Genomic DNA, 23,197 nt, shown 5'->3' with positions numbered 1-23,197 from the left:
ATCCGTACCCGGGGTGAATCTGTCCGGATCCTATTCGACCGGTGCACCAGTGTGCGGAATCCCCATTTAAGCCCTGGACGCGCCCTCGCGGTGCCGTCATCATGCGGAGCCTCTCCCCTCCTCGTAGCGGATGTCGCACATCGCCATGCAGCACGATCTCGATCTCGGGGCCGCAGGGCCTCGCCCGGCCGGTCCCGCCGGGCCGGAAAGCGGCGGCGACCCCTCGGATCCGCAGTCCGTCCTCCAGCACGTCTTCGGATATCCCTCCTTCCGACCGGGCCAGCGGGAGGTGATCGATGCGGTGCTCGTGGGAAGGGACTGCATCGCGGTCATGCCCACGGGGGCGGGGAAGTCGCTCACCTATCAGGTCCCCGCGCGGATCCTGGAAGGCACGGTCCTCGTGATCTCACCCCTGATCAGCCTGATGAAGGATCAGGTGGACGCCCTCCGGGAGCTGGACTTCCGGACGGCACAGATCGACTCGACGCTCGATCCCGAGGAGCGCCGCAGCCGGCTCGGAGCGTTCCGCCGGGGCGAGCTCGAGCTGGTTTTCCTGGCTCCGGAAGCATTGGATGGGCCCCTCCGGGAGTTCGTCCTCGAGTGCCCGGTATCGCTCCTCGTCGTGGACGAGGCACACTGCATTTCCCAATGGGGGCACGACTTTCGCCCGGCCTACCGGCGTCTCCGCGGACTGAGCGAGGCGCTCGAGGTACCGGTGCTCGCGTTGACGGCCACGGCCACGCATGCGGTGGCTCGCGACATTGTCGGCCAACTCGGGATGCGGAGCCCCGCCGGCTACAAAGGCTCGTTCTTCCGGCCCAACCTCCACATCGGCTGTCGCAAGAAGGGAGAGGGCGAGACGAAGCGGGAGATCCTCGCACTCGTGCGGGAGCATGCCGGTGAGGCGGGGATCATCTACTGCTTGTCGCGGCGGACGGTAGAGCAAACCACGACGTATCTGACCCGCAACGGCGTCCGGGCCCTCCCCTACCATGCCGGGCTCGACGATGCCGTCCGAACCCGAAATCAGGAGGCCTTTCGACGGGACGAGGTGGACGTCGTCGTGGCGACCGTCGCCTTCGGGATGGGAATCGACAAGCCGAACGTCCGATTCGTGATCCATCGCGACATGCCGAAGGACGTGGAGTCCTGGTACCAGGAGATGGGCCGCGCCGGACGCGACGGCTTGGAGAGCGACTGCGTCCTCTTTTACTCGTGGGCCGACGTGAAGCAGCACGAGCGCTTCCTTGCGGAGATCGAGGATCCCGAGCTCTGGCGGGAGAAGCGCGAAGCGAGCGTACACCTCTTCCGCCTGGTGGAGGCCGGCGGGTGCCGACACGAATCCATCGTGGGGCACTTCGATGAGCGGATCGGGAGCTGCAGCGCTTCGTGCGATGTGTGCCGAGGCGTGTCGGTCGCCGCGCGGGTGGCGGGGGCGAGTGTTGGCCGGGCTGCCCCCGCGCGAGCCGCTGACCGGCTCACCGTGGGCGTTACGGCGGCCGATGACCCCCTCTTCGCCCGACTTCGGGTCCTGCGGAAGGAGATCGCCGATCGTCAGGGTGTCCCAGCGTACATCGTGTTCGGCGACAAGGTCCTCCGGGAGATGGCGGCGCGGCGGCCCTCGACTTCCGGCGAACTACTCGAGGTTCCCGGCGTGGGGCCGGCGAAGCTGGAGCGGTATGGGACGGCCTTCTTGGCAGCGATCGCGGAGTCGCAGGCGCGACAGGGGTGAAAGCTGGGTATCGAGAACCGCTCAGTTCTCCGCCGGACGGAAGCCCAGGAGGACGTTTCCAGGCGGCTGTGAGAAGGAGCCGTATCCCGACCCGATGAAGACCATTCCCGCGCCGGCCGCGATGGAGTGCGCATCAATCGAGCCGCCGTGGCCCTCCACTCCATTGATGGCTTCGAAGGGGCGGGCGGTGTCGAATTGGAAGAGGGTTTCGCCGCTCTCCCCGTCGAAGATGTAGAGGCGACCGTCGATCCCGGCACTGATGACCGCCCCGTCCACGACCAACGGCGTCGCCGAGAGCCCGAACCTCGCCTGACATCCCGGGACGCGCTCCGCGCGCTCCGGCGGGCAATCGGGACTCAGCCGATGTTCCCAGACGGGTGCTCCGGTGGCGATGCCGAAGGCATACATCCCGGGCATCCGATTCGCGCCGGCTCCGGGATCACTGATCGGGAGGAAGACCCGTTCCCCATCCACCGCGATTCCCCAATGGTTTCCGCCGAGCGCTCCTCCTTCACCCACTCGCCTCTCCCAGACGACCGACCCGTCATCCGGATTCAGCGCCCAGAGGTGGCCGGACTTCTGGCCGGCGAGGAGGAGCTCCCGCCCGTCCGCGAGCGCGATCAGGATCGCCGAGCCGCCGAAGTCCCAGTCCCGCAGAATGCTCTGGTCCGCGCTGGGACAATTCGGACCCGGGCGCGCCCCGCACGCCATGTTCCAGACGTCGTTCGCGACCGACTGGAAGATCCAGAGCGCTTCGCCCGTCTCGATGTCGAGCGCGATCACGGCGTCGCTCGTTCCGGTAGCCGGAAGCGAGGTATTTTCCCCGGTCGTCACGTAGACTCGCCCCCGGCGCGCATCGATGGACGGCGTGGACCAGATGGGAGCCCCCGAGGGACCGCGCAGCCTTGCCCCCGCGGAGTTCACCGCGCCGGTGTATTCGGCTTCCTCCATGGTGACGTACGCCCAGAGTCGTCGGCCCGTCTCGGCGTCCAGCGCCGCGACGGCCCCTCGTCCGACGCAGCACTCGAAGTCGGGATTCGAGCCGGCGGCCACGCCGGAGGCGGAGAGCGGAACGATCACCTTTCCGTCGTGGAAGACGACGGAGCCCGTGATGTTGCTGCTCCCCTCGTCGGCCCGCCCACTTGCGATCCAGATCGCCGCGCCGGTCTCCGCGTCCACCGCGTGTACCTGTCCCCGCGCATCACCGAAGAAGAGGGCCGGGCGGACTGGAGCACCGATCTCTCCGAGCGAGACCGACGAGCGGAGTGGGGTCGGCGAGTCGTATACCCACTTTACACACCCCGACTCCGTATCGAGGGCGAGGAGCTTCGCCGTGTTCACGGCCGAATAAAAGACCGTCGAACCGACGATGACCGGCCCCGCGCGAAGTCCGGTGACGCCGGGAAAGGCGATCGCCCAGGCCAGCTCGAGCCGCGCGAAATCGTCCCGGGAGAGTCCTGCCGCCTCGGCGGAGATCATGCGGGAGGCGGTCACTTCGACGCCCGCGGTCCGCATGGCCACGGGCCCCTCCAGGGCAACCCGCCGCGCGGCGGCGGTGCATGTCATGGAGGTGATCCACTCTTCCTGGGGAACCGACTGGGCGGCCAGATAGGCGATCAATTGGGATCGCTGCTCCGCGGAAAGCGTGGAGCCCTGCGGAGCCATGATCCCTTCCGTGAGTGCGAAGGTGAGCTGTTCGGCGGTCATCGAACGGAGAGTGGCGATTGTCGGGGCTCGGGGATCTCCTCCCCCATGGCAGACGTTGCAGCGCTGCTGGAAAAGAACTTCACCCGGATGCGGAGAGACGGGCGGTGCCTGCCCGGATGCTCCCGCCGCGTTGACGGCGAGAAAGGCTCCCAGAACGAGCGATGTCGGGATCAGGTGCTGGGGAATCATCGAAGGGCGCCTTCCGCGGGAGAGAAGGGGGAATCCTGAGGACGGCGGGACGACGAGGATCGTACCCGGGTGGACCCCGCACCGGCAAGAGAGAAGCGCCGCGGGAAAGACCGGCGCGGCCCTCCTAAGTCGTGCCGTCGGGGCAGTCGTCCATTTCCCCCAGGGCGGCGGTGAGTGCCACCCGCTCCCGCGCAACCACCACCCGAGCTCTCCAGGCCGAGAGGCTCCAGCTTCTCCAGTCCCCCATCGGGGGCGTCCCCCATCGGTCGAGAAGAGACCGGGCGACCCGACAGTGCGCCACCGGAGTGAGAGCCGGAAGCGAGGCGACGAGGGTCGGAACGGCGTCCGCGCTCAACCGTGTGACGTATGCCGCGTCGAACTCCACACCGGTGCCTTCCCTGGCCACGTTCGCGCGGACGATCGCGGCATCCGGATTCGTCAGAATCAGTGCCGCGATCCAGCCGAAACCCATGAGAAGCGCACCGAAGGCGAAGGGCCTGCGTCGCCCTCGGAGCACGGTGGCTGTGAACCAGACGAGCAAGAGGGCGAGCCATCCCAGGAAAGCTGCGGCGAAGAAACGCGCCTCCGTGAGGCCGTACTCGGCGAGGTAGAGTCGGAGCCTCTGGATGGCGGACGCCATCACGGCGGCGAGGAGGAGGACTTGAAGGCCGGCGAGGGCGCGGAAGACCCGCTCGTCCCTCGAGGAGTCGCGCCGCATCATCTGGTCGGCCGCCAGAAGGAAGGGGATCACGATGGCCCCCACGGCCACGAGCTCGAAGAAACCTTCGCGCGCGTATTCGGCGAAGCTGAGCCCGGGCGTAGCCTCGACGAAGGCGGCGCCGCCGAAGAAGGTGCGGAGCTGCACGGCCACGAAGACGAGGAAGAGGAGATCGAGAAGTGCGAGCGCCGTCGCGGTCTCGCCCGCGCCCAAGGAGGGCCGCCAGCTCACCAACCGGCCGACCTCGGCCAGAGGAGACCTCCCGAGGAAGCTTCGAAGGTATCCAGTCGCGATCCACGCGAAGAGTCCGGTGACGAAGAGGTGTTCGAAGATCCGTTCCAGGTCGAATCGGACCAGGCGGGCCATGAAGTCCGCGAATACGGGGTCTGCCGCCGCGAAGAGGGCTCCTACGACCAGGAGGACGGGGAGCGCGAGCGCCGCCCCGCGAAGCACCGGACCGAGTCGTCGCCACCATCCGACCCCGGCGGCGGGGGCCGCACGGGAGTCGTCCGGGCCGTCGAAAGCGAGGAAGAGGCATCCGAATGCCGAGCTGGCCATGGCGGCGGCGATCGCCCCGCCGTATTCGAACACATGGGTCCGCCGCACCCAGGACGCACCGGCCCGGTACGCCGGGAGCGCGAAGGCCGTTGCCGATCCCGCCAGGGCGAGCAGCTTGAGCGCCTCCGAATCTCGCCAAGCGATGGTGGCGGCCAGGAGAACGCCGCCTGCGACGAGAATTGTTGCCTCGGGGTATGGGGCGCCCGTCTTGCGGCGATGAAGAAGCCCGGTGGCGCCCCCCAGGGCCAGCGCCCAGAGGGCGAGGTTGAGCCCGGGCGCACCCGGGGCCCGCAGGAGAACATCCGCGATCACGCCGAGGAGGAGGCCGCCCAGAATCAACGGCCGCTTGGGTATGACGACCTGTGTCATCGGCCCACCTCCGCTCGGTCGGGCGTGACCCCTGAAGTCACGGTGTTCTCGATCCCGCCGAACCGCCGCTCCCGGCGGTCGAACTCTTCGAGCGCCTCCTGCAACGCCTGGAGTCCGAACTCGGGCCAGGGGCATTCGACGAAGACGAGCTCCGCATAAGCACACTCCCAGAGAAGGAAGTCGCTCAGCCGGCGCTCCCCACCGGTGCGGATGAGGAGATCCACATTGGGGATCGTGCCCGAGGCGTGCATCACTTCCGCGAGGGCGCGGGAGAAGGAGTCCCGCGTGGGAATCCCAATGTCCGGTCCCCTGCCGGCCGCGGCGACGATTGCGTCCCGCGACGAATAATCGACTGCGACCCGAAGCTGGAGCTCGGTCGCGGTCGAGGTCGCCGCCTCGGCGACCTCGATTGCCCGAACCAAGGAAGGGGCCAGGCGGTCCCGCCGGCCGACGACGTTCAGTCGGATCCCCTCCGCGACGCACCGCCCGACCTCGCCCTCGAGGTACTCCCGAAAGATCCGCATGAGCGCACCGACTTCCGCCCCGGGGCGGCGCCAGTTGTCCGAGGAAAAGGCGTACAGGGTCAAAGTCCGGATCCCGAGGGAGCGCGCGGCCTCGACAGTCCGACGGACGGCTTTGGCCCCGGCGCGGTGGCCGTCAGTCCGGGGAAGGCCGCGAGAAGATGCCCAACGCCCATTGCCGTCCATGATGATCGCGACGTGGAGGCCGCGGGACGGCGTATGAAAAGATCTTTGTATCACAAAGCCTCGCGAGAAAAAAGAGAGGGTTGAGGGCGCATGCCCGGGTCGGCTCAGCTTTCCCGAACGCGCCGAATCAGCGCGTCCATGTGATCGAGGTAACGCTCCAGCGCCTTCTTCCCTTCGGCTGTAAGGTGATACTCGGTGCGGGGGACGCGCTCCTGGAAGCTCTTCTTGCACACCAGGTATCCCGCCTCCTCGAGCTTGCGCGCGTGGACGCTCAGATTCCCGTCAGACGTGTCGAGCAGGGCCTTCAGCTCGTTGAAGGTCAACGTGTCGTTCACGGCGAGCGCGCTCACGATCCCGAGGCGTACCCGCTCGTGGATGACGCGGTCGAGATCCACCGGGTTGGTTCGTCTCTTCGCCCGGCGCGAAGGGGAGCCGTTCTTCTCTCGTGTGCCGTCATCCACGGCTTCGTCTCGCTTCTTGGGGACCGCGCTTCGCTCAGCCACCGTGCCTCCGGGCAATGACCAGACCGAAGGCGACGTGCAGGGCCCCGAAACCACCCGCCATGTAGAGATCGCCCCAGCCCTGGGGAGAAAAGAGGGCGGCGGCGCCGGCGAGCATGAATGAGAGCCCCATGACCGGGACCACGCGCACCGAGAAGGTGCCGGCCGTCACCACGCCGACCCCGTAGAGGAGGAGCCACGTGCCCGGGATCGCTCCGGTGGCCCCGGCGAAATACAGGGCCGGTGTGAGCGCCGCGCCCGCGAGGACCGGCGGAAGGAAGCTGAGTACGAAGGTCCGGCCCGGACCCGTTCGTAGCGGCAGTCCGACGCGGCGCGCCTTCTGAACGATGGAGGAGATGGCGATCGTCACCGAAATCGCCGCCGCCGCGAGCCAAACCCACAACCATCGCTCGAATGTGGGTTGCCCTGTGGCGACCGCGCTCGCCACAAGGGCGGTTACCCCCATCGCGACTCCGCCCCATCCCGGGACGGCCGTGAAGGCGCCCGCCCGTTCCATCGTGCGGCGGATGAATCGGAGGTCATCCATGGCCCGATCGTGCAGGGCGACGGGCTCCGAAGGGGACCGAGGGAGGGGACGCGTTCCCATGATGGCGAGAGGTTAATGGCTCCCGAGGATTACGTCAAGTACTTTGTTATACAAAGTCTAGATTCCCCGCATCAACTCCGCCATCCGGACCCGCGTGGCGTCGTCGGGGAGCCTGCCGAGTCCCGCCCGCATGTTTTCCTCCATGTGCACGGGATTCGTCGTCTCGGTGAGGACACAGGTCACGGCCGGATTGGAGAGCACGTACTTCAGGGAGAACTGGGCCCAACTCACGCAATCGAACTCCGCCGCCCATTCCGGAAGGGGGCGCTCGGCAACTCGCTGGAAGAAGTCGCCATTCATGAAGGGTCGGTTGATGAGGACGGCCATTCCCCGGTCGCGGGCGAGGGGAAGAAGGCGGGTTTCGGCGGCCGTCTCGACGACCGAGTAATTCATGTGGACGAAGTCCAGCGGCTCGCGGCGCATGAAGGTCTCGAGCGCCTCGTGGTCGCGGTCGAGGAAGACCGTGACTCCGATGTACCGGGCCTCTCCGGATTCCTTCCAGCCGCGCACGTTCGGCCAATGGGCCTCGAGGTCCCGGAGGCTCTCGACCTGGAGGAGATCGAGGGTGCGTCGCCCGTAGAGCCGCTGGGTCTGCCGGAACTGCGCGATCCCATTCTCCGCGCCGTCCACGTAGATCTTGGCGGCGATGAAGAGCGGCTCCGCCGCCGCGGCTTCCTGGAGCACGCGTCCGAACTCCTGGTCTATGGCCGCGGAGCGCGGCGAGGTGTCCACCACTCGCCCGCCGTACTCCCGAAGCATGCGCATGACGTTCGCGATCGGCCCCGTCCCCTCCGTCGGGCTTTCCAACACGGACTTGGTGGACCCGAAGCCCACGATGGGAATCTGCTCCCCGCTCACCGGAATTGCCCGGGTAGGGAGCGCCTGGCGCGCGAAGAGTCGGCGCGGGGCGGCGAGGAGGGCACCGAGTCCCGCGATCGCGCGCATGAACTCGCGGCGGGAGAAGTCGGATGAGTGCGTCATGGGGCACGGAGAGTGAGGGGAGTCGCTCCTTCGGTCCAAGCTACGGGGGGAGAGCGCGCGCGCAAAGGAAGTTGCTGGCGCGATTTGGGCCCGACTACCTTGGGCGGACCTCCAGCACGGGTGAGGTTGAAATAGTCTCGGTCCACTTCAGGAGGGAGGGGTTGTCATGGTCTGTTTTCGAAGCTTTTCGGTGGGAGTGATCGCCTTGGTCGCCGTATTGGTGCTTCCGCTCGCGGGAGGGGCTCAGCAGCAACAGCAGCCCATGGGGTTCTTCATCACGAGCGTGGGACTCGGAAATGGGGGCGATCTCGGTGGCCTCGCGGGGGCCGACGCCCATTGTCAGGCGTTGGCCGCGCCCGTTGGCGCGGGAGCACGCACCTGGCGGGCGTATCTGAGCACCCAGGCGACCGGCGGCCAGCCGGCGGTCAATGCGCGGGACCGTATCGGCGTTGGGCCCTGGTTTAATGCCGCCGGCGTCCAGGTCGCAGCCAACGTGAACGACCTGCACTACAACAATTCGAATCTGAACTACGAGTTCTCGGTGAACGAGCGGGGCGAGACGGTAAACTCGGGGGCGATGGGGGATTCGCCGAACGCGCACGACATCCTGACCGGGAGCCAGCTCGACGGGACGGCTTTCCCGGCGGAACAGGATCGCACCTGCAACAACTGGACGAGCAGTGGGGAAGGCGCGGCGATGCTGGGGCACCACGACCGGTTCTCCCGTACGACTCCGGGCTCTCCATGGAATACGGCGCATGCGAGCCAGGGCTGCTCGCAGGAGCAGCTCGTGGCGACGGGCGGCGCCGGGCTCTTTTATTGCTTCGCGGCCGACTGACCCAGCTCTCGGCGCACGACCGGCGCCACCTCCGTTCCGAGCAGTTCGATCGCGCGGAGAACCCGGTCGTGCGCCATCGGCCCGACCGTGAGCTGAAGGAGGAAGCGGTCGTGGCGGAAGATCTCCCACTGGTAGAGGATCTTCTCCACGACCTCCCGGGGGCTTCCGACGAACAGCGCTCCGTGAAGGTCGGCCTCGGCGTCGAAGTGGGCGCGGGTGGTCGGGGGCCACCCCCGCTCGCGCCCGATCCGGGTCATCGTCTCGGCGAAAGGAGGGAAGGCGAGCTCCGCGGCCTCAGTGGCGTCGTCGGCGATGAAGCCGTGCGAATTGATGCTGATGGGGAGGGTGGCCGGATCGTGCCCGGCGCGGGTGGCGGCGTCTCGGTAGAGGTCCACGACGGGGCGAAAGCGGGCCGGTGCCCCCCCGATGATGGCGAGCGCGATCGGGAGGCCGAGGGTTCCCGCCCGCACGACGGAGCCCGGAGTTCCGCCCACCGCGATCCAGACGGGAATCGGGTTCTGCTCGGGCCTGGGATAAACTCCTCGATCTTCGATGGACGGGCGGTGCTTCCCTGACCAGGTGATCCGTTCATTTTCACGCAATGCCAGGAGAAGCTCGAGCTTCTCGGCGAAGAGCTCGTCGTAGTCGGCCAGGTCCTGGCCGAAGAGTGGGAATGACTCCACGAAGGAGCCCCGCCCGGCCATGATCTCGGCCCGGCCCTTCGAGATGAGGTCGAGCGTCGCGAAGTCCTGAAAGACTCGAACCGGGTCGTCGGAGCTGAGCACGGTCACGGCGCTCGTCAAGCGGATTCGCGAAGTGCGCGCGGCCGCCGCGGCGAGGACGATCGCGGGAGCGGAGACGGTGTAGTCCGGGCGGTGGTGCTCGCCGACCCCGAAGACGTCGAGCCCGATCCGATCCGCGAGCTCGATCTCCTCGATGAGGTGGCGGATTCGTTCGCCGGCCGCGAGTTGGCGCCCCGTCCCGGCTTCGAGCCGGGTTTCGGCGAACGAATAGATCCCGATCTCCATCGAATTCCCCCGCCTACCGCGCCGAGCCGGCTTTCACGCGCGTCCAGAGCTGGTCGTACTTGCGCCGGTCGGGACCCACGTCGGCGATGAACTCGAGCCCCTCCATCGCGCCCGGTTCCAGGAGGCGTTCGTGTTCGGCACGGAGCACAGGATCGAGGAGCTCCCATGAGGCGAGATTAGGAGAGAAGTACCGCACCTCCTCCGTGAGCCGGGCTCCGTTCTGCGCGTCCAGAAGGAAATTCACGAAGACATGCGCGGTGTACGCTCCCGCGGCACCGGCCGGGATGACCAGGTTATCGGCCCAGACCACGGCGCCCTCCCGCGGGACCAGGTACAGGATCTCAGGGCGCTCCTCCCCTGCAACCGTGATCTCGCCCGAGTGGTTGTGGGAGACGTCGAGCTCACCCGCCAGAAGGAGGTCGCGTCCCGTGGAGGCCGGAGTGAAGGCCACGGCGCGGCCCGCTGCCACGGTAAGGACCGCCTCGGCAGCGGCGAGCTCCGCGTCGTCCGTGCTGTTCACGGAGTAACCCAGGTAAAGAAGCGCCGCCCCGATCGTCTCGCGCGGGTCATCGAGGAAGGCGAAGCGGCCGGGCGACTTCGCGGCATCGAAGAGGAGCCCCCAGGTCGCGAGCTCGTCCGGATTTCCCTGCACGCGGTCCCCCCGAATCCCGAGGCCGGTCGTCCCCCACTGAAAGGGGATCGCGAAGCGGTTCTCGGGATCGTACGGCGGTGAACCGAAGCTCGGGTGGAGATTCGCACGGTTCGGGAGAAGTGTTGGATCGAGCGGCTCGAGGCGCCCGGCCGCCGCGAGAATTTCCACGGCATAGTCCGAAGCCATGACGAGATCGAACTGCGCCGTGCCTCCCGCCGTCAGGCGAGCCATCATCGCTTCATTCGTGTCGAAGTAGTCTTCGATGATTCGCGTGCCGAAGCGCTCCTCGAACTGCCTCAAGAGCTCCGGATCCATGTATTCCGGGAAATTAAAAAGCCGGAGCGTCGGAGAGAGGCGTGCCGTCTCGACGGTGATCCCGAACGCCTCGATCTCGGCGGGAAGCTCGGGAGAGGGCGAGCCGCATCCGGCGACCGATAGCGAAAGGAGGACGCCGGCGGCGACGAGCGCGAGGAAAGGCGTAGCGTGCGAAGGGTTCACGGGTCGCGGTGATTTCGGAAGAGGGGAGACGAACGCGCCCGGGGGCGGATCCCTGAGGGTAGAAGGGGCCGATCCGGGCGTAAAGGCCGCGGAGGTACGGCGGCCGCACCCTCAAGCCCGGTCCTTACCTCCTCCCTTCCTCAGGAAGAGCATGGCCGCCGTCATCGTGAGGAGGGAAAAGGCGAGAAGCAGGGTGGCCAGCGCGTTCACCTCCGGTGTGACCCCTCTGCGAATCATCGAATAGATCCGGATTGGGAGGGTGGAAGCTCCCGGGCCGGCGGTGAAGTAGGCGATCAGGAAATCGTCCACCGAAAGGGTGAAGGCGATGAGAGCGCCCGCCACGATCCCCGGTGCCGCGAGGGGAAGGACCACCTTTCGGATCGCGACCAGGGGCGGGGCGCCCAGGTCCCGCGCCGCCTCGACGACGCTTCCGGGAAAGGCGTCCAATCGCGCCCGTACGAGCAGCGCGACGAAGGAAATCTGGAAGGAGATGTGCGCCAGGATGATCGAGGTGAGACCGAGGGGAAATGCGACCAGGGCGAAAATGGAAAGGAGTGCCACGGCCTGCGTGATGTCCGGGACGAGAATGGGGAGGTAAAAGGACTTCCAGAGAAGCTCACGTCCCCGGAACCGGCTGAAGTGGAGCCCGACACCGAGCGCGGTCCCGAGGATCACGGAGGCGATGGTGGACGCGCTCGAAACGATCAGAGTGTTCCAGGCCGCCCGCCCGATTTCGCGGCTCGTGAACACCCCGCGATACCAGTCGAGGGTGAATCCCTCCCAGGCGAGGGCGAAGCGCGAGTCGTTGAAGGAATACGCCGCGAGAACCACGACCGGGAGATACAAGAAGGCCAACCCGCTCCCAAAAAAGACCGCGCTCCCCATCCCCATCCGGCGGGGGCCGCTCAGGGGAGCCACGATGCCCGTCCCGGTCTCGAAGTGTCGCCCCGGCCGGTGAGCCTTCCCGCGAGAAGGATCATCCCGAGCGACGCCGCGATCAGCCAGATGGAGAGCGCCGACCCGAAAGGCCAGTCCCGCGCTACCAGCATCTGATTCTGGATCAGGTTTCCCACCATCATTCCGCGGGCCCCCCCGAGAAGATCGGGGGTCACGAAAGACCCGAGCGTGGGAATGAAGACGAGGATCGCCCCGGCGACGGCTCCCGGCGCGCACTGGGGAAGGACGACCTTGCGCAATCGTGCCCAGCGTCCCGCACCGAGGTCGCGTGCCGCGTCGAGGAGCGCGGGGTCGAGCTTCTCGAGCGAGGAATAAAGCGGGAGGACCATGAAGGGGAGAAAGGTGTGCACCAGGCCGACGAGGACCGCCCCTTCGTTGAAGAGGAGGGGGAGGGGCTCCCCGATGACGCCCAGGCGGAGGAGGGCCGAGTTGACCACGCCCTCCTGCCGGAGGAGGACGATCCAGGCGTAGTTCTTCACCAAGAGGTTCGTCCAAGAAGGAAGGATGAAGGCGAGGAGCGCCAGGTGGCGGGCGGGGGTGCCCATTCCGCGCAGAATCCAGGCGAGGGGGAACCCGACGACCAGGCAGATGAGTGTGCAGATGAAGGCCAGCCTCACCGAGCGAACAAGGATTCCCAGGTAGAGCGGATCGAAGGAGCGGACGAAGTTGGCGAAAGTCGCGGGGAGTGCCGGCTCTCCCTGGCTTCCCGCGCTCGACAGGGCGTATCCCCCCACAATCGCGAGGGGGAGGAGGAAGAGGACGACGAGCACGGCCGTGGCCGGCCCGACGGTCCAGAGGGCGAGCCCTCGAATCCCTTCCGTGCGGCCCTCTCCCTTGCCCTCCTTCATGGGGATCGTGCCGCCCCAGGAGCGGGATCGGGATCCTCCTCGCCGCCCTCCAGAACGAGCGGGACGATGTCTTCCCGGTGGAGAAGGAGGACGACCCGGTCGCTGGGGGCGTAAGGAATGACGGGGGCCGGGCCGCGGAGATGGGCCACGAAGCGCAGCGGTCCCACACGGAGGTCGAGCTCCTCGACACCTCCGACGCGTGAGCGCCCCGTGATCATGGCCGGGAGGCGGATCATCTCCGACCCGCCGGAGGGGTCCTCGCCTCCGCCCTCGCGAATCACCATGAAGGCTTCGGGACGGATCGCGTAGAGCCGTTCGCTTTCGCCCCCGGCGTCGAAAGGGCGCGAACCGATCGAGACACGGGTTCCATCGGGGAAAAAAAGCGAGCCATCCGAGGGACGGGCACGGAAGATGTTGGCCGAGCCCAGAAAGTCGGCGACGAAGGCGGAGTTGGGCCGATCGTACACCTCCTCGGGGGCCCCAACCTGGAGGAAACGGCCCGCCCGCATCACGGCCACCCGGTCCGCGAGCCTGAGCGCCTCTTCCTGGTCATGGGTCACGTGCACGAAGGCGACTTGGGACTCGCGCTGGATCCTGGAAAGCTCGATCTGCATCCGCGAGCGGAGCTTTCGATCGAGGGCGGCGAGTGGCTCGTCCAGGAGAAGGACGCGCGGCCGATTCACGAGGGCCCGTGCGAGGGCCACCCGCTGCTGCTCACCGCCCGAAAGTGTGGCCGGCGAGCGGTCGCCATGGCCCTCCAGTCCGACGAGCGCCAGGGACTCGAGCACCCGGCTGCTCAGCGAGTTTCCACGCCCTCCCTTCATTCGCGGCCCGAAAGCGACGTTTTCGAACACGGAGAGGTGCGGGAAGAGGGCGTATTCCTGAAAGACCGTGTTGGTGTCCCGCCGCTCCGGGGGAAACCCATCCACGCGGACTCCATCGAGATGGATCTCGCCGGCGTCGGGGGCTTCGAATCCCGCCAGCATGCGAAGAAGCGTCGTTTTCCCCGAACCCGACGGACCCAGAATGCAGAAGTACTCGCCGGCGCCGATTTCCAGATCGAGCGGATGCACGGCAACCGCACCCCCGAATCGCTTCGTCAGTCCACGAATCCTGAGGACGGGCTCTTGGGTCAAAGCTCGACGGATCCGTCTTGGAGGCCGGCCGGAGGGGGCGGGCGCCTTCCGGCGAAGTTCGGTGGGTCGGGCATCGGGACATCTTCGCCGCGACCAACGGGGCGAGCAAGCGGAGCAGGCGGAGCGGGGGCTCCGCGGCTTGACGCGCGCGGCACGCATCGGATATACCTGGCCAGGGCCCGCTTCCGCTGTCACCCGGAGGACCTGTGGCGTCTGGATCCTACGAAAACAAACCCCTCGCCCACCTCGTGCTGAACACGTTGAGCCCCCTCCATCAGCTCCGCGTGATGGGGCGCTTTGTGCGGCGCTCGCTCAAAAAGCCCGGATCCGCTCCGGGGACGGTCGTGCACACCGGGGAGCGTCGAGTGGAAGAAGTCCGGATCGACGCGATCCGCTTCGATGCAGGGGGCGTTCACGAAGGCCTCTGGGACCCGGACGCCCCACCCGAGGGCTTCGTCCCCGACGGCGCCGGAGTCCTCTGGGTGAATGTGGAGGGACTGCACGATGTCGCGATCCTCGAGAAGATCGGCGTCCGCATGGGTTTCCATCCCCTCATAACGGAGGACATCGCGCACGTCGGACAGCGGCCGAAGGTCGAGGAATACGACGATCACCTCTTCGTCGTCCTGCATATGCTCCGGATTCAGGAAGAGCCTTTCCAGATCACGGACGAGCAGGTGAGCTTCGTCATCGGAAAAGGATGTCTCTTCTCCTTCCAGGAGTCCCCCGGAGACGTCTTCGAGGTGGTCCGCGAGCGGATCCGCTCCGCACGGGGGCAATTGCGCGCCCGGGGCTCGGACTATCTCGCTTACGCCCTCATGGACGCCGTCGTGGACAACTACTTCCAGATCATCGAGCGCCTGGGCGAGCGCGCGGAAAAACTCGAGGCGGAAGTCGTGGACGAGCCCTCTCCCGACACGATGTACCGAGTTCACCAGCTCAAACGCGAGCTCCTCGTACTCTGGCGTTCGGTCTGGCCACTCCGCGAAATGCTGGGCAACTTCTTGCGGGTGGAATCCGATCTCCTCACCGACACGACGAAGCTCTACCTCCGGGACGTGTACGACCACAGCGTCCGACTCATGGACACGGCGGAGGTCTTGCGCGACATCACGACGGGGATGCGGGACCTCTATCTCTCCGACATGAGCCGCCGTCAGAACGAGGTCATGAAGGTCCTCACCGTGATGGCGAGCATCTTCATTCCACTGACGTTCGTCGTGGGCATTTACGGAATGAATTTCGAATACATGCCCGAGCTGGACGTCCGGTGGGCCTATCCCGCGGTTCTCGCCGGGATGTTCGCGGTGGGGCTCGGGATGCTCTGGTACTTCCGAAGGAGGGGCTGGCTCTGAGGATAACCCGCCGCCGGGCTACTCGGCGGCCGACCGTTCGAGAAAGCGCACGGAATACCACCCCGCTTCGTCCCGCCACTCACGCACCGTCGTCCATCCCGCTCGCCCGACGAGACGCTCGAGGTCTTCGGGCCAATATTTGTAGGAATGCTCGGTCACGATGGGCTCCTCGGGCTCCAGCTCGACACGAACCTCGGCAGGTCGCTCGCCGGCTCCCACCGGAACCCGCACAACCTGGTGGCGCACGCTCACGAGGCGCATCTCGATCCGGCTCTCGTCGGGGACCCAGGGCGCGTGGTGGCGAAACGCGAGGGGATCGAAGTGAGTGCCGAGCGCCCGATTCAGGTGGAGGAGGACGTTGCGGTTGAACGCCGCCGTGAGGCCGGCGGAGTCGTTGTACGCGGGCTCCAGGATCCGGGGTGACTTCCGGAGGTCCGCGCCGAGAAGGAGGGCTCCCTCCGGCCCGGCGAGTCGCCCGAGCATCGCGAGAAAGGCGACCGCCTCCTCGAGGGCGAAGTTTCCGATCGTGGATCCGGGGAAGAAGACGAGGGTGCGCCGGAAGGCGGCCGGCGCGAGGGGGAGTTCGAACGGCCGCGTATAGTCGGCGACGACGGGGTGGATCTCGACCTCCATCGGCTGGTCGCGGAGCGTGCGTGCCAGCGACCGCAGCTGCGACACGGCCACGTCCACCGGGACGTAGGCACGAGGTCGCACGAGGGCGCCGAGTAACATTTGCGCCTTCGCGCCATTCCCGCTCCCCGGCTCGACCACGAGCGCGTCGGGGCCGACCAGCTCCGCCAACTCTCCGAGGCACCGCCGAAGGATCTCGAGTTCCGTGCGGGTGAGGTAATACTCCGGGAGCGTCGTGATCCGATCGAAGAGACGCGAACCCCCGGCGTCGTAGAGGAGGCGGGCCGGAAGGGTCTTCGGCGTCCCGCCGAGTCCCGCGAGGACCTCCTCGCGCAGGGAGTCCAGGCGCGGAGGCTCGGCGAGCCGGGCGAGGGGAATCACCCGACGTCCTTTGCGAGCCGGACCCCCGAGAACTGCCAACAGGCGTCCGGATGGAAGAAATTCCGATACGTCGCCCTCAGGTGCGACCCCGATGTCGCGCAGGAGCCGCCCCGCAGGACGAACTGGTTGGACATGAACTTCCCGTTGTATTCCCCGATCGCTCCCGGGGCCGGAATGAAGCCGGGATAGGGGCGGTACGAGCTTCCCGTCCACTCCCAGAGGTCGCCGAACATCTGCGTCGGTGAAGACCCCGTCCTCAAGGCCGGATCGGTGGCGGGGATCGGATGGTAGTGGCCCGCTTCGACGAGATTCCCCGCGACGGGGAGATCCGCCGCGACGACCTCCCACTCGAACTCGGTCGGAAGTCGCGCTCCTGCCCAGCGGGCGAAGGCGTCCGCCTCGTACCAGCTCAGGTGGCAAACCGGATCGGCCGCTTCCACCCGCCGCATTCCCGTCAGAGTAAAGACCCACCATTCGCCATCTCGCTTCTCCCAATAAAAGGGCTCGGTCCACCCGCGCTCCCGGGCTACCGCCCAGCCGTCGGACATCCAGAGGTCGGCGCGCTCGTACCCGCCATCCTTCATGAACTCGAGAAATTCGCCGCAGGTCGCAAGCCGATCCGCGAGGGCGAAGCCTTTCAGGTAAACGCGGTGGCGGGGGCGCTCGTTGTCGAAGGAGAATCCCTCGGCAGCGGCGCCCACCTCACGAAGTCCTTCCGGATTCTCGATCCATCGAAGCGTGCGGGCGGACGCGCGAGGCGCGCCGGTGGCCCGCGGTCGATATTCGGGGCGGAGCGGATTCACGGAGAAGACGTGTTTCAGGTCCGTGAGTATCAACTCCTGGTGCTGCTGTTCGTGATGGAGTCCGAGCTCGACGAGCTCCGCGAGGACGCGGGGAGGCTCGCCGGCCATGAGAAACTGCGTCATGGCGTCGTCCACATGGGCCCGGTAATCCAACACCTCTCGCACCGTGGGGCGAGAGAGGTAGCCACGCTGGGCCCGGCAATGACGCTCTCCCGCCTGGACGTAATACGAGTTAAAGAGGTGGTGATAACGCGGATCCAGGGGGCGGTATCCCGCCGCGTGCTGAAGGAGGACGAAGTACTCGAAGAACCAGGTCGTGTGAGCCAGGTGCCACTTGAGGGGGCTCACGTCGGTCATGGACTGAACGACGAAGTCCTCGGGGAGCAGCCCCTCCGTCAGCTTCTCGGAGAATGCGCGAATTCCCAGGAAACGCTCTTCGAGGCGCGGGCCGAAGGCGCCGGTTTCGCGCGTCGCCTCGATGGCGGGATGGATCCCAGTGGAGCGCATGGGAGCGAATGCAGGGGGTGATCGAAGGGGGTTCTCGGGGAACCCGGCGGCGGCTCCGTAGTTCCTTGTGTTATTCCCTGGAGAGCGGCGGAAGTCGGCCTTCGATGGTTTCCCGGCGCTCCTCCTCCCAGGGGGGGAGCTTGAGCGCTCCGCCCAGGCTCGACGAGTCTTCGTCGATCAGGAAACCCGGTCCCGCGGTCGCGATCTCGAAGAGGACCCCGCCCGGTTCACGGAAATAAATGGACTGGAAATACTGCCGGTCCCGCACTTCCGTCACCTGGACACCCGCGCGCACCAGAAGCTCGCGAATCCGGAGCTGCTCGGCCCCATCCGCCACCGCGAACGCTACGTGGTGCACGGTCCCGAGGCCGTTCTGCGCGACGGGGGCGGAGGCATCGCGAAGGAGCTCGAGCGTCGCGCCCGGCCCCCCTTCACCGATCGAGACTTTCGTGCGCGCACCCTCTTCGGCGGCGACCTGAAATCCGAGGACATCCGTGACGAAGCGGAGCGTGGGCCGGGAATCGCGGTGGAGAAGAGTCACCCCCTGGACCCCGCGAATCGCGGCGGCCGCCTCCACCTCTCCGCCCGTCCAGGGAGTGCGGGTGTCCTCGGGCGCCTCGATCAATTCGATGTTGAGGCCCGAGGGGTCCGCGACGGTCAGGGCCCGGGATCCGAAGCGCTCGTCTTCCGCAACGAACGCGGCCTCGCCCGCGAAAAATCGCTGCCGCCAGAAATCGAGAGTTCCGGGGAGGACCGAAAAAGAAGTCACATGAATCTGCCCCGCTCCCCGGACCCCGATGGGGACACCCCATCCCTCGTACGGGAAGGTGGTCATGAGGGTCGAAGGAGTCCCGCGCTCGTCTCCGTAATAGAGATGATAAACGGCGGGATTGTCGAAGTTTACCGTCGTCTTCACCAGGCGGAGCCCGAGCAGCCCGGCGTAAAAGTCGAGGTCCGGCTGCGCGCCCGAAACAGTGGCGGTCACATGGTGCAGGCTCGAGATCCGCGGGGTCATGGATGGGAGTTCCGGCGTCGGCGGCGTGAAGGGGTCGGGGTGGCGTGGGACGGATTGCCATCATCCTCGTCCGGCGCGGCGGAGGCAAGCCGCTCGGTGATGTAGTCCGCGGGATCCAGCCCCCGTTCGCGCTCTGCGGGGTGTGCGCGGAACCACCGGGCCGCCAAGAAGAGCTCTTCCCGTTCTTCGACGGTGAGGGCCGCAGGGGGCCGGTCGGGATCCCGGAGGAGGCCCCGCAGATTGCGCGCGAGCTCCCGCGCCGCGCCGCTTCCCGCATCGGGCTCGTCGAAGGTGAGCCGGACCCGTCCCGCCCGTAGGAGGTAACCTCGGGCGCGCTTCTCTTCGACGGGGACACGGTAGACGAAGGTGAGGCCTTCCAGGTAGTCGCGGAAGGCCACGACCTCGTCGCGAAGGTGGCGGAGCCGCTCTTCCGAGTCCCTGAAGCGGGCCGCCATCTCGTATTCGTGCCGCTCCGCCGCGCCTTCCATGAGCGCGCGAATTCTCCCGAGGGGCACCTCCGACCGCCCTCCCAGAAACTCCGTCGTCTCGCGCACACGGGAAGCGTATTCCTTTTCTGTGCAGAGTCCCGCGCAGGGGGCGAGACAATTCCCCAAATCGGCCCTCGGGCACGCGGGCGCCCGCGGCTCCCGTAGGAGGTCCAGTTGGTCGGCGAAAAACAGGGGGGTGCGGGCTGGGCAGTCGCGCAGCTTCATCAGGTGCGCCAGACGATGGAGGGCGTCGGGGAGATCCCTTCTCGCCGGAAAGGGACCGAAGTAGGCGTGGCCATCGGCCGCTGGGGCGCGGGTCGCGGAGAGCCGCGGTGCCGCCCCCCCCGCCAGCTTCACCCAGGCGAAGCGACGCTCACGCCGATGCTGCACGTTGAAGCGCGGGCGGAAGGTCCGAATCAACCGGAACTCCCGAAGAAGCGCTTCGAACTCGGTTGGGACATACTCCCACTCGACCCCGCCGGACATCCTCACGAGCTCGCCCGGTTTTTCATCGGGGCCGGCGCGGAAGTAGGAGAGGAGCCGCGCGCGGATCCGCACGGACTTCCCGACGTAGAGGAGCTCACCACGAGCGCCGAAGAACCGGTAGATCCCGGGACGGTTCTTCGCCCCGGCGCGCACCTTCGCAAGGAGCGCGGCCGCGCGTTCGGGGAGTGGGGGCGCGTCCGGGAGGAGGGTCATCGCGAGGCGGAGATTCGCATTTTGTTCGGGCTCAGCGGAACTTAGCGCGGAAGGGAGGAGCGGCACAACCGAGGAGGGCACAACCCGGCACGTCCCCGCAGAAGTTGAGCTTCCGCCCCTCGCCCGCGATCTTCTTCCCGCGATCGCGCTGGGGAGCGTGGCCGCCCTTTATGCTCCGCGACCTGCGGGAAGGTGGAATCGGCGATGGGTTGGACGATCGAGGAGGCCCGGCATCTCTATAACATCGAGTGGTGGGGCGTCGGCTACTTCGACATCAATGCTAGTGGGCACGTTACCGTGCATCCGACGCGCGAAGCGGAGAAAGGACTCGACCTCTACGAGATCGCGACCGATCTCATGGGTCAGGGCGTCGGACTCCCCATCCTCCTCCGTTTCCCCGACATCCTCCGCACCCGGATCGAGACCCTCGTCTCCCGCTTCGGCACGGCGATGGAGGAGTACGACTACGACGGGGGGTACACCCTCGTTTATCCCATCAAGGTCAACCAGCAGAGGAAGGTCCTCGAGGCGCTCGTCGCCGCCGGGGAGGAACATGGCCTCGGACTCGAGGTCGGGAGCAAGCCCGAGCTCCAGGCGGTCCTCGCTCTCACCGACCGGACCGATCACCTCATCATCTGCAACGGCTACAAGGACGAGGAATACCTCTACCTGGCGCTGATGGGGCAGAAGCTCGGGCATCAGGTGATGATCGTGATCGAGAAGATCTCAGAGGTGGATCTCCTCCTGAAGCTCGGCGAAGAGATGGACATCCGCCCCGTTGCGGGGGTGCGCATCAAGCTCTCGACCGCGGGGGCGGGACGGTGGTCCGAGACCGCCGGAGAGAAGAGCAAGTTCGGGCTCTCGGCCTCCGAGCTCATGCGTGTCGTTGAGAAGCTCCGCGCGGCGGGACGGACCGACCTCCTCAAGATGGTCCACTTTCACATGGGTTCGCAGATCCCCGACATCCGGAACATCAAGCAGGGGATGACCGAGGTCGCGCGTTATTACGTGGAGCTCCGCAGGCTCGGGCTCGACATCACCCATGTGGACGTGGGTGGTGGCCTCGGCGTGGACTACGACGGTTCTCGCTCGGTCGGCTCGGCGAGCGTGAACTACTCCATCCAGGAGTATGCGAACGACATCGTGTACGCGATGGCGGAGGCGTGCCGGGAAAACGACCTCCCCATGCCGCACATCCTATCGGAGTCGGGGAGGGCGCTCACCGCGCACCACACCCTCCTCCTCGTGAACGTCATCGCGCTGGAGACCCAAATCGTCGAGGACCGGGACGAGATCCCGGAAGAAATGCACTCGGTGGTCCACGACCTCGCGGAAACGCTCCACGGAATGAGCGAGCGATCGCTTCGGGAGGTCTTCCACGACGCATCATACTGGAAGGACCGGATGCGGTCGCTGTACAACAGCGGAGTGCTGAGCCTCCCGGAACGGGCACTGGCGGAGCGGCTCTACCTCGCGATCATGACGCGGGGGGCGGAGCTCGCGCGACGAGAGCCGGAGGAATGGGAGGACATCCTCCCGGAGATGGAGGACATCCTCACCGACCGATACTTCTGCAACTTCTCGCTCTTTCAGTCCCTCCCGGATTCCTGGGCGATCGACCAGCTCTTTCCCATCATGCCGATCCACCGATTGGACGAGCGCCCCACTCGCCGCGGGACGCTTCAGGACGTGACTTGCGATTCGGATGGGAAGATCGATCGCTTTGTCGGAAACGGGGCAGGTCAGCGGGGAATCGAACTCCACACCTTCGATCCGGCGCGGCCCTACATCCTCGGGATCTTCATCACCGGGGCCTACCAGGAAATCCTCGGGGACCTGCACAACCTCTTCGGTGACACGAACACGGTGCACCTCTCCCTGACTTCCGATGGCGATTACGAGGTGACCGAGCTTTCGCGGGGGGACACGGTGACGGACGTCCTGAAGTACGTCCAGTACGACTCCGACACCCTCATCGCCAACTTCCGGAAGAAGGTCGCGCGCGCTACCACGCTCCCGAGGAGCGAAGCGAACACCTTCATCGCCGACTACATCGCCGGGCTCGCCGGATACACCTACCTGGAAGGGGACGTCTGGTAGCTCGCCGGGCCCCCGCCGCTCAGGCGCGGCTCGCCTTCAGGAGATCGCGTATCTCGGCGAGAAGTTTCTCCTCGGCGGAGGGCGGCGGGGGGGTCACCGGGGCCGCGGCCTCCTTTTTTTCGGTCGCGGCCTTGAGGCGATTGAAGCTTCGCACGAGAAAAAAAACCGCCAAGGCGACGATCGTGAAGGAGATCACGGCGTTCAGGAACACTCCGTAGGCGATCGTCACCGCGCCACCATCCTGCGCCGCGGCCAGTGTCGCGTAGGGGCCGGCGGCGAACTCACCTTCGCGCAGGACGACGAAGAGGTCGGTGAAGTCCACGCCTCCGAGCAGAAGCCCGACCGGCGGCATCACGACGTCGTTCACGAGGGACTGAACGATGGTCCCGAAGGCGGCGCCGATGATGATCCCGACGGCCATGTCGAGGACGTTTCCCTTGAGTGCGAACTCTTTGAACTCTTTCAGCATGAAAGGTCCCTCCGGATCAGTCCTCGATGATGCGGGCGCGAATGACGCTGTCGAGCAAGGGAAAGTCCCGGGCCAGGTAACTTTCGCCCTCGGCCTGGATGCGCGCCTGATCGGGACCCTGTCCGTTCGGCGCGCCCTCCCCGTAGTCGCCGTGGAGCCGATCCACGACGTCCATTCCTCCAGTCACGACGGCGAAGGGAGAAAAACCCATCGGGTCGAGCCGCGCGTTGTCCACCAGGTTGACGAAGAGCTGAACGGTCCGCGTGTTTGGCCCGGCGGTGGCGAAGGTGAGCGTACCGCGTGTGTTCGAGCGTGAGGGCGGATCGTCGGGAATGGCGGCCTGCCTCCACGCAGCGGTGACCTCGGGCACGGCGTGAATCCCGAACTGGGCCACGAATCCGGGAAGGACCCTGAAAAACCTCGCGCCGTCGTAATAACCGTTGCTCACGAGGTTATAAAAACGTCGGGCTCCCATCGGCGCCCAGGCCGAGATCACCTCCACCACGAAGTCCCCTTGCGACGTTTCGAAGAGGACCTTGAAGCGCTCGGGAACGGGAAGGTTTACCTCGGGCGCCGTCGGATCCAGGAGAAACGGGGAGGGGGGAGCGCTCTGCGCGAGAGAGGGCGGGATGGGTGCCGCGGGGGGCGCTTCGGAAACCGTGGAGCACCGGACGGCGGCGAGAACGATGCCGATCAGGAGGAGCCCGAGGATGGACCTCGGCATG

The 23,197-nt window shown here is 66.7% G+C and carries 21 protein-coding genes; 4 read left to right on the top strand and 17 right to left on the bottom strand.

Annotation, left to right across the window (positions count from 1 at the left end; genetic code table 11):
* The first annotated feature begins 145 nt into the window (after positions 1–145).
* Positions 146–1,732, top strand: a complete 1,587-nt coding sequence (locus tag WEG36_08940) for an ATP-dependent DNA helicase RecQ (protein ID MEX1257731.1) — start codon at positions 146–148, stop codon at positions 1,730–1,732.
* Between the two features lie 21 nt (positions 1,733–1,753).
* Here the strand turns inward: WEG36_08940 and WEG36_08935 are convergent, their stop codons facing one another.
* The 6 genes from WEG36_08935 to WEG36_08910 form a co-directional block, all read right to left on the bottom strand.
* The gene (locus tag WEG36_08935; protein MEX1257730.1) at positions 1,754–3,628 is read right to left on the bottom strand and encodes a PQQ-binding-like beta-propeller repeat protein; all 1,875 of its coding nucleotides are present in this window, start codon (positions 3,626–3,628) and stop codon (positions 1,754–1,756) included.
* Positions 3,629–3,752: 124 nt separating this feature from the next.
* Positions 3,753–5,273, bottom strand: a complete 1,521-nt coding sequence (locus WEG36_08930) for a DUF4173 domain-containing protein (protein MEX1257729.1) — start codon at positions 5,271–5,273, stop codon at positions 3,753–3,755.
* Positions 5,270–6,034 carry a di-trans,poly-cis-decaprenylcistransferase gene (locus tag WEG36_08925; GenBank protein ID MEX1257728.1) on the bottom strand — a complete coding sequence of 255 codons (765 nt, stop codon included), beginning with the start codon at positions 6,032–6,034 and terminating at the stop codon, positions 5,270–5,272. The genes WEG36_08930 and WEG36_08925 overlap by 4 nt, the downstream gene beginning before the upstream one ends.
* Positions 6,035–6,084: 50 nt before the next feature.
* Positions 6,085–6,483 (bottom strand): transcriptional regulator, encoded by a 399-nt coding sequence (locus WEG36_08920; protein MEX1257727.1) that lies wholly within the window; start codon positions 6,481–6,483, stop codon positions 6,085–6,087.
* Positions 6,476–7,027 (bottom strand): hypothetical protein, encoded by a 552-nt coding sequence (locus WEG36_08915; protein MEX1257726.1) that lies wholly within the window; start codon positions 7,025–7,027, stop codon positions 6,476–6,478. The genes WEG36_08920 and WEG36_08915 overlap by 8 nt, the downstream gene beginning before the upstream one ends.
* Positions 7,028–7,144: 117 nt before the next feature.
* Entirely contained in the window at positions 7,145–8,068 is a 924-nt protein-coding gene (locus tag WEG36_08910) for an aldo/keto reductase (protein MEX1257725.1), read from the bottom strand.
* Positions 8,069–8,234: 166 nt separating this feature from the next.
* Here WEG36_08910 and WEG36_08905 point away from each other — a divergent pair, with 166 nt between their 5' ends.
* Complete coding sequence (locus WEG36_08905) at positions 8,235–8,906, top strand: lectin (GenBank protein MEX1257724.1); 672 nt, start codon at positions 8,235–8,237, stop codon at positions 8,904–8,906.
* Here WEG36_08905 and WEG36_08900 read toward each other — a convergent pair.
* The 5 genes from WEG36_08900 to WEG36_08880 all read right to left on the bottom strand — a co-directional run bounded on the left by WEG36_08900 (position 8,885) and on the right by WEG36_08880 (position 14,025).
* Positions 8,885–9,934 (bottom strand): LLM class flavin-dependent oxidoreductase, encoded by a 1,050-nt coding sequence (locus WEG36_08900; protein MEX1257723.1) that lies wholly within the window; start codon positions 9,932–9,934, stop codon positions 8,885–8,887. The genes WEG36_08905 and WEG36_08900 overlap by 22 nt on opposite strands.
* Positions 9,935–9,947: 13 nt before the next feature.
* Complete coding sequence (locus tag WEG36_08895; protein ID MEX1257722.1) at positions 9,948–11,084, bottom strand: spermidine/putrescine ABC transporter substrate-binding protein; 1,137 nt, start codon at positions 11,082–11,084, stop codon at positions 9,948–9,950.
* A 111-nt stretch (positions 11,085–11,195) separates the two neighbouring features.
* Positions 11,196–12,002, bottom strand: coding sequence for an ABC transporter permease (locus tag WEG36_08890; GenBank protein MEX1257721.1), 807 nt, complete (start codon positions 12,000–12,002; stop codon positions 11,196–11,198).
* Positions 11,990–12,889 (bottom strand): ABC transporter permease, encoded by a 900-nt coding sequence (locus WEG36_08885; GenBank protein MEX1257720.1) that lies wholly within the window; start codon positions 12,887–12,889, stop codon positions 11,990–11,992. The genes WEG36_08890 and WEG36_08885 overlap by 13 nt, the downstream gene beginning before the upstream one ends.
* Entirely contained in the window at positions 12,886–14,025 is a 1,140-nt protein-coding gene (locus WEG36_08880) for an ABC transporter ATP-binding protein (protein MEX1257719.1), read from the bottom strand. Before WEG36_08880 ends, WEG36_08885 begins: the two co-directional genes overlap by 4 nt.
* A 206-nt stretch (positions 14,026–14,231) precedes the next feature.
* Here WEG36_08880 and corA point away from each other — a divergent pair, with 206 nt between their 5' ends.
* Positions 14,232–15,380 carry a magnesium/cobalt transporter CorA gene (corA, locus tag WEG36_08875; GenBank protein ID MEX1257718.1) on the top strand — a complete coding sequence of 383 codons (1,149 nt, stop codon included), beginning with the start codon at positions 14,232–14,234 and terminating at the stop codon, positions 15,378–15,380.
* A gap of 18 nt (positions 15,381–15,398) precedes the next feature.
* Here corA and egtD read toward each other — a convergent pair whose 3' ends face one another.
* The 4 genes from egtD to WEG36_08855 all read right to left on the bottom strand — a co-directional run bounded on the left by egtD (position 15,399) and on the right by WEG36_08855 (position 19,984).
* Complete coding sequence (egtD, locus tag WEG36_08870) at positions 15,399–16,391, bottom strand: L-histidine N(alpha)-methyltransferase (protein MEX1257717.1); 993 nt, start codon at positions 16,389–16,391, stop codon at positions 15,399–15,401.
* Positions 16,388–17,701, bottom strand: a complete 1,314-nt coding sequence (egtB, locus tag WEG36_08865) for an ergothioneine biosynthesis protein EgtB (protein ID MEX1257716.1) — start codon at positions 17,699–17,701, stop codon at positions 16,388–16,390. Before egtB ends, egtD begins: the two co-directional genes overlap by 4 nt.
* Positions 17,702–17,771: 70 nt before the next feature.
* Positions 17,772–18,716, bottom strand: coding sequence for a ring-cleaving dioxygenase (locus tag WEG36_08860; GenBank protein ID MEX1257715.1), 945 nt, complete (start codon positions 18,714–18,716; stop codon positions 17,772–17,774).
* Entirely contained in the window at positions 18,713–19,984 is a 1,272-nt protein-coding gene (locus WEG36_08855; protein ID MEX1257714.1) for a nuclease, read from the bottom strand. Before WEG36_08855 ends, WEG36_08860 begins: the two co-directional genes overlap by 4 nt.
* Positions 19,985–20,107: 123 nt before the next feature.
* On the opposite strand from WEG36_08855, the gene speA reads away from it, so the two are divergent.
* The gene (gene speA / locus WEG36_08850) at positions 20,108–22,003 is read left to right on the top strand and encodes a biosynthetic arginine decarboxylase (GenBank protein ID MEX1257713.1); all 1,896 of its coding nucleotides are present in this window, start codon (positions 20,108–20,110) and stop codon (positions 22,001–22,003) included.
* 19 nt (positions 22,004–22,022) lie between these two features.
* On the opposite strand, the gene mscL is transcribed toward speA, so the two are convergent.
* Both mscL and WEG36_08840 read right to left on the bottom strand, forming a co-directional pair.
* Entirely contained in the window at positions 22,023–22,472 is a 450-nt protein-coding gene (mscL, locus tag WEG36_08845; protein MEX1257712.1) for a large-conductance mechanosensitive channel protein MscL, read from the bottom strand.
* Between the two features lie 16 nt (positions 22,473–22,488).
* A complete protein-coding gene (locus tag WEG36_08840) occupies positions 22,489–23,196 on the bottom strand; it encodes a peptidylprolyl isomerase (GenBank protein MEX1257711.1) in 708 nt (235 codons plus the stop codon).
* Position 23,197 lies beyond the last annotated feature (1 nt).

The organism is Gemmatimonadota bacterium (assembly GCA_040882465.1).
Taxonomy (GTDB): Bacteria; Gemmatimonadota; Gemmatimonadetes; order Longimicrobiales; family Gaopeijiaceae; genus JBBEBG01.
Note: the sequence above shows the minus strand (reverse complement) of the source record. Positions and strands in the feature narration are given on the sequence as shown.